This is a genomic window from Vibrio sp. OPT46, from assembly GCF_015163535.1.
Taxonomy (GTDB): Bacteria; Pseudomonadota; Gammaproteobacteria; order Enterobacterales; family Vibrionaceae; genus Vibrio; species Vibrio alginolyticus.
The window spans coordinates 16,470-22,406 of the sequence record NZ_JADDYG010000133.1 but is presented as its reverse complement, the minus strand read 5'-3'; the positions used below and the strand labels follow the sequence as shown (position 1 = coordinate 22,406).

Genomic DNA, 5,937 nt, shown 5'->3' with positions numbered 1-5,937 from the left:
AGATGAATCGCCTGTTTTGGCGTTTTTGTTATCAACTTGCTTAACTTAAAAGATAGGAAACTGGCTAAAAAACTTTCAGAAAAATTTCTGAAGTAAATAGGTTTGTAGGGTCAAATAGGTATAACTAATTGATGTGTTGGGCAAAAAAACATCAATTTTTTTATCAAGTTTTGTCTAAACAGCACCCGGTTGTTTAGGTTATAATCGGTTTTTATGTATAAATAACCAGTAGCTCTCATCATGATGGATCCATCTCTATTACTCGACGGTTTGAACGATAAACAACGTGAAGCCGTTGCAGCACCTCTAGAAAACTTGCTCGTTCTTGCTGGCGCAGGAAGTGGTAAGACACGCGTTCTTGTTCACCGTATCGCTTGGCTGATGTCGGTCGAGCAAGCTTCTCCGTTTTCAATCATGTCGGTAACCTTTACCAATAAGGCGGCGGCAGAGATGCGTGGACGTATCGAAGAGCTAATGATGGGCAGTGCAGGCGGTATGTGGAATGGTACTTTCCACGGCATTTGTCACCGTATTCTGCGTGCACACTATCTTGATGCGAAGCTACCGGAAGATTTCCAAATCATTGACAGTGACGACCAACAGCGTCTACTAAAGCGTTTGATTAAAGCGCAAAACCTCGATGAGAAGCAGTGGCCGGCACGCCAAGTGGCATGGTGGATTAACGGTAAGAAAGACGAAGGTCTGCGCCCGTCGCACATTGATGCGTACCATGATCCAGTAACCAAGACATATCTGCAGTTGTACACCGCTTACCAAGAGGCGTGTGACCGTGCTGGTTTAGTCGATTTTGCGGAAATCTTGCTGCGCGCACATGAGCTACTGCGTGATAACAAGTTCGTCCGTGAACACTACCAAGCACGCTTTAAGCACATCTTGGTCGATGAGTTCCAAGATACCAACAACATTCAATATGCTTGGCTACGTATGATGGCGGGTCCTGAGTGTCACGTGATGATCGTAGGTGATGACGACCAGTCGATTTATGGTTGGCGTGGTGCAAAAGTCGAGAATATTGAGAAGTTTACGCTCGAATTCCCAAGCGTAAATACCATTCGTCTTGAGCAAAACTACCGTTCAACCAAGACCATTCTGGAAGCATCTAACACCCTGATTGCGAATAACACCGAGCGTATGGGTAAAGAGTTGTGGACGGATGGCGTGGTCGGTGAGCCTATCTCGGTTTACAGCGCTTACAACGAATTAGATGAAGCCCGTTTTGCGGTGAACAAAATCAAAGAGTGGCAAGACAAGGGCGGTGCTCTGAATGACGCTGCGATGCTTTACCGTAACAACGCCCAGTCGCGTGTTCTGGAAGAAGCGTTAATTCAAGCCGGTCTGCCTTACCGTATCTACGGCGGCATGCGATTCTTCGAACGTCAGGAAATCAAAGATGCCTTGAGCTACATGCGTCTGATTGCCAACCGTAACGATGATGCGGCGTTTGAACGTGTGGTGAATACGCCAACGCGTGGTTTGGGCGATAAGACGCTTGAAACCATCCGCTTTGCGGCTCGTGATCGTGGTTGCACCATGTGGGAAGCGAGTGTGGCAATGTTGGACGAGAAGGTGCTTGCTGGTCGCGCTGCTGGTGCTCTGAGCCGTTTTATCGAGCTTGTCACCGCGCTAGAAGACGACACCTTAGAGATGCCGCTGCATCACCAAACTGACCATGTGATTAAATACTCGGGCTTGTTCGCGATGTACGAGCAAGAGAAAGGCGAAAAGTCTAAGGCACGTATTGAGAACTTGGAGGAATTGGTGACCGCAACTCGCCAATTCGAGAAACCAGAAGAAGCCGAAGACATGTCACTGCTGACGGCATTCCTAACCCACGCAGCACTAGAAGCGGGCGAAGGACAAGCGGACGAATTTGAAGATGCGGTTCAGCTCATGACATTACACAGTGCGAAAGGTCTAGAGTTCCCATTGGTGTTTATGGTCGGTGTGGAAGAAGGCATGTTCCCAAGCCAAATGTCGGCAGAAGAAGCAGGGCGCTTAGAAGAAGAACGTCGTCTGTGTTACGTAGGCATGACCCGTGCAATGCAGAAACTGTACATCACTTATGCTGAAATGCGTCGTTTGTACGGTCAGGATAAATACCATAAACCGTCTCGTTTTATTCGTGAACTGCCAGAAACATGCTTGGATGAAGTACGAATGAAGGCGCAAGTTAGCCGTCCTTCAAGCAGTGGTCGATTTAGCCAAACTGTTGTGAAAGAGAGCTTTAATGAAACCGGCTTTACGCTAGGTTCTCGTGTGATGCATCCAAAGTTTGGTGAAGGCACCATCATCAACTTCGAAGGCAGTGGTCCACAGAGCCGTGTACAGATTGCCTTTAACGGTGAAGGCATCAAATGGTTGGTAACTGCTTACGCACGACTAGAGAAACTGTAAGGCTTGACCAAAACTCATCAACTTAAGAGCTGCTTCGGCGGCTCTTTTTGTTTGTGCAGTTTTGGTGTCGCTAACGCAGGAGAAAATGGAATGATAAATGGAGTACAAAAGCGCGACTTAACGATGCCGTTTGAAGTGAAAGGTGGGCGTTGTGGGTGAATGCCTGTTTTCAGCAGATCTACTGAGAAAAACTTTAGGCAAAGAAAAACCCCGAGGGCTTGCGCCCATCGGGGTTATAGTCTTACTCGCAGCAATCCAGCTACTAAAAGTGCTCCATGCATCTAATCCATGATAGTGTGCTGAATCCGTCAGCTTAATCCTTACGTCGCCTTCCTAGCGGTGTCCTTAGTGACCTTATCCTGGTCTGCTAACTATCCTCGTTAGCTCTCATCACTTGTTCCCTGAGCGGTGTCCCTGACATCATCCTGATGTTCAAATCCTTGCCTCGTCCAGAGGTGTCCATTTCCCGTCCTTAGTAGCAACCATCCTAGTCACTATTGATTCCGTTCAATGTCCAATTTTGCAATCCATGCCCGACTATTCATCCTGAATAACCGTTTCTTCTTCCTGAAGTTCACCAAGTCCGTGGTGTTTCCTGTTCCGTGTCAGCATCCTTCCGACAGGTTTAATATTACGTGTTTAACGATTTCCAACAACGGGCTAATCTCACATTTTTTAACTCTCTTAGCGTTCAAAAAAGATACATGAGTATTAAATTCAATGGCTTATGCTCTTTTCTGTACGGTTTTACCATTAAAAAAGAGAGGTTTGCTCAACCCTTTGTGAGAGATCTCGCACAAGGGGTCGAGCGAAAGACTCTTACTGCCCGATAGCGGCACCTTCACGTCTTGGATCCGCAGCGCCTTCAAGACCGTCTTTTGTTATTCGTATCGCATGCAGACCAGAGTTCAAATCCCGAACATCGGTTTTAAAGCCCATCTTCTCCAGAGCAGGCTGTAAGCCCTCTGCGGCGGTACCTTGCTCAATATCTAAGGTGCCAAAACGGTTCAGCAATCGTGGCTGATTAATCGCGCTTTGGATGTCCATATCCCATTGCGTGTGGGCGATAATGGCTTGTGCGACGTAACCAATAATGCGGCTGCCACCCGGTGAGCCAATTGCCATGTAAGGCTTGTCATCCTTCATCATAATGGTTGGTGCCATAGATGAACGTGGGCGTTTGCCCGGTTCTAATCGGTTTGCGATTGGCACACCATCTTGATGCGTGCGGAAAGAGAAATCGGTCAGTTCGTTATTGAGCAAGAAGCCGCGCACCATCAAGCGTGAGCCAAAGGCGTTCTCGATGGTTGTTGTCATTGAAACCACATTGCCTTGCTTATCGACGATATTGAAATGGCTGGTGGAAGGCAACTCGATCGATTGGTCCATGCTTAAGTTCATGGCGTGCGACCAAGGAGGATTACCGGCTTCAGCCTTACTCAAGGCTTTACCGACTTGAATGAGCTCAGCACGTTGTTTGAGATAATCTTTATCAAGCAAGCCTTCGGTTGGCATTGGCACATAATCTTGGTCAGCCATGTATTTACCACGATCCGCGAACGCAAGGCGCGATGCATCGGCGATCACTTGCCATGATTTCGCGCTTTCGGCTCCCCAACCTTTAAGATCGTATTGCTCGGTGATCGCGAGAATCTGTCCAACCGTCAATGCGCCAGAGCTAGGTGGTCCCATGCCGCAGATATCATAGCTTTGATAAGCCGCACAAACCGGCTCACGTTGCTTGATTTGGAACGCATCAAAGTCAGGTTGTGCCAATACGCCAGGATTGCCCGGTGCATTCTGTACGGTCTTGATGATGTCTGTAGCGATATCGCCTTGATAGAAAGCTTTTGCCCCTTGCTCTGCAATTGCCGTCAGAGTTTGCGCGTATTCAGGGTTCTTCAACAACGTGCCTTCGGTTTTTGGTGAGCCGTCTGGATTGAAGAAGTAAGCCTTAGTCGCAGGGAAGCGTGATAGGCGCTTAGTATCTTTCTCAATCAGACTCGCGAGGCGAGGACTGACTTCGAAACCTTGCTCAGCCAAGGTAATCACGGGTTGGATGATCTTCTTCCATTCCAACTTGCCGTATTTCTGGTGCGTGTCCCACAGCAGTTTCACTGTACCAGGAGTGGCAACGGAGCGCCCGCCGACAACCGCATCGTAAAATTGTAGGGGTTGTCCTTTTTCGTCTAAAAAGAGTTTCGGCGTCGCGGCGAGCGGTGCGGTTTCGCGTCCATCATACGTAGTTAGTTTTTGTTTCTCACTGTCCCAATACACTAAGAAGGCGCCACCACCAATACCTGATGATTGCGGTTCTACCAAGCCCAGCATCAGCTGCACGGCAACCATAGCATCAATAGCATTACCACCTTGGGCAATAACATCCGCACCAGCTTGGGTTGCAATTGGGTTAGCAGCGGTAACCATATAATCTTTCGCTTTGACCAGTTGTTTTTGCTTGAAGCCAGTGCTGTGCTCCGGCGCAACCGCATCTGCTGCTTGGTTAGCAAAGACTGAGGTAGATAAGATTAGTGGGGAAGTAAGAAAAAGACCCGTGGTCACGAGTCGGTTGAACGTCCAATGCATGATGACTCTCCATGTTGCCAGTTTTGTGCTTTGAGCTTGGCAGTTATGGAGAGTCACGTCGAGTCAGCAATCTTAGAAATGTCGATTGTGCTACGCTTTTAAATCAGTACTTTATCCGATAAAAGTATTGATAGTTTGGTATAGAATACTGCCGCCCACTAGAGTAAATACCACGCCGCATAGACCGTCGATGTAGATACCCGCTTGTTGCAATTTACGCTGTAAGCGCTGTGTCGACAGCATCCATGCAAGGCTAGAGAACCAGAATAGCGACAAGCCAAACAGGATGACCAGTGCAATACCTTTGCCAGTAATCGACATACCTGCTGGGACTAAACTCGACATCAAACTGACAAAGAACACCAGGGCTTTTGGGTTAAGAATGTTGGTCGCAAACCCTTTAGCAAACGCTTGACGCTTATTGCTGATCACTAGGTTATTTTGCTTCTTAGGTTGATCCGTCTGTGGTTTTTGGATCATCGAGATCACGGCACGCAATGCGCCAATTCCCAAGTAGAGCAGGTAACTACCACCGAGCAGTTGTACCACGGAATACAGCACTGGGTGCTGGTGGACGACAAAACTCACACCTGTCAGGCTGAACAAAGAGTGCAGCAAAATACCGACGGACAATCCCAACGCAATGTACAAGCCAGTTTGACGACCATGACGCGTCGCATTTTGTACGACCAGCGCAAAGTCCGGACCTGGACTCATTAGGGCAATAAAGTGAATGCTGGCGAGTGTCAGCAATATGGTGGATTCATTCATAACACATCTCAAATTTAACCAATGCGGCTATTGTCGTGGTAAGTCACCTGTGGCGCTTGTAAAAAACTGACAGCTTTCTCGGTAAATGAAATTAACGAGCCACTTGAGAAGGGGAAACGCCGTAGGTCTGTTTAAACGCTTTGCTGAAATGCGCTTGATCATAGA

Annotated in this window: 4 protein-coding genes; 1 reads left to right on the top strand and 3 read right to left on the bottom strand. The window is 47.9% G+C overall.

The genetic code is table 11. The annotated features are described in order from the left end of the window. Window positions 1–240 precede the first annotated feature (240 nt). Entirely contained in the window at window positions 241–2,415 is a 2,175-nt protein-coding gene (gene uvrD / locus IQR33_RS05935) for a DNA helicase II (protein WP_005378778.1), read from the top strand. Between the two features lie 819 nt (window positions 2,416–3,234). On the opposite strand, the gene ggt is transcribed toward uvrD, so the two are convergent. From ggt to IQR33_RS35815, 3 genes are all read right to left on the bottom strand, one after another. After that, on the bottom strand, window positions 3,235–5,001 hold the full coding sequence (ggt, locus tag IQR33_RS05930; RefSeq protein WP_054575523.1) for a gamma-glutamyltransferase: 1,767 nt from the start codon (window positions 4,999–5,001) through the stop codon (window positions 3,235–3,237). 111 nt (window positions 5,002–5,112) lie between these two features. Beyond that, entirely contained in the window at window positions 5,113–5,772 is a 660-nt protein-coding gene (locus IQR33_RS05925) for a LysE family translocator (RefSeq protein ID WP_005382916.1), read from the bottom strand. Between the two features lie 91 nt (window positions 5,773–5,863). Further along, a partial coding sequence (locus tag IQR33_RS35815) for an AraC family transcriptional regulator (protein WP_193843587.1) occupies window positions 5,864–5,937 on the bottom strand: 74 nt, incomplete at its 5' end.

Bases quoted from the DNA above. Each gene is read 5' to 3' on its own strand.
- IQR33_RS05925 (WP_005382916.1), bottom strand. From the start codon at position 5,772: ATGAATGAATCCACCATATTGCTGACACTCGCCAGCATTCACTTTATT.
- uvrD (WP_005378778.1), top strand. From the start codon at position 241: ATGATGGATCCATCTCTATTACTCGACGGTTTGAACGATAAACAACGT.
- ggt (WP_054575523.1), bottom strand. From the start codon at position 5,001: ATGCATTGGACGTTCAACCGACTCGTGACCACGGGTCTTTTTCTTACT.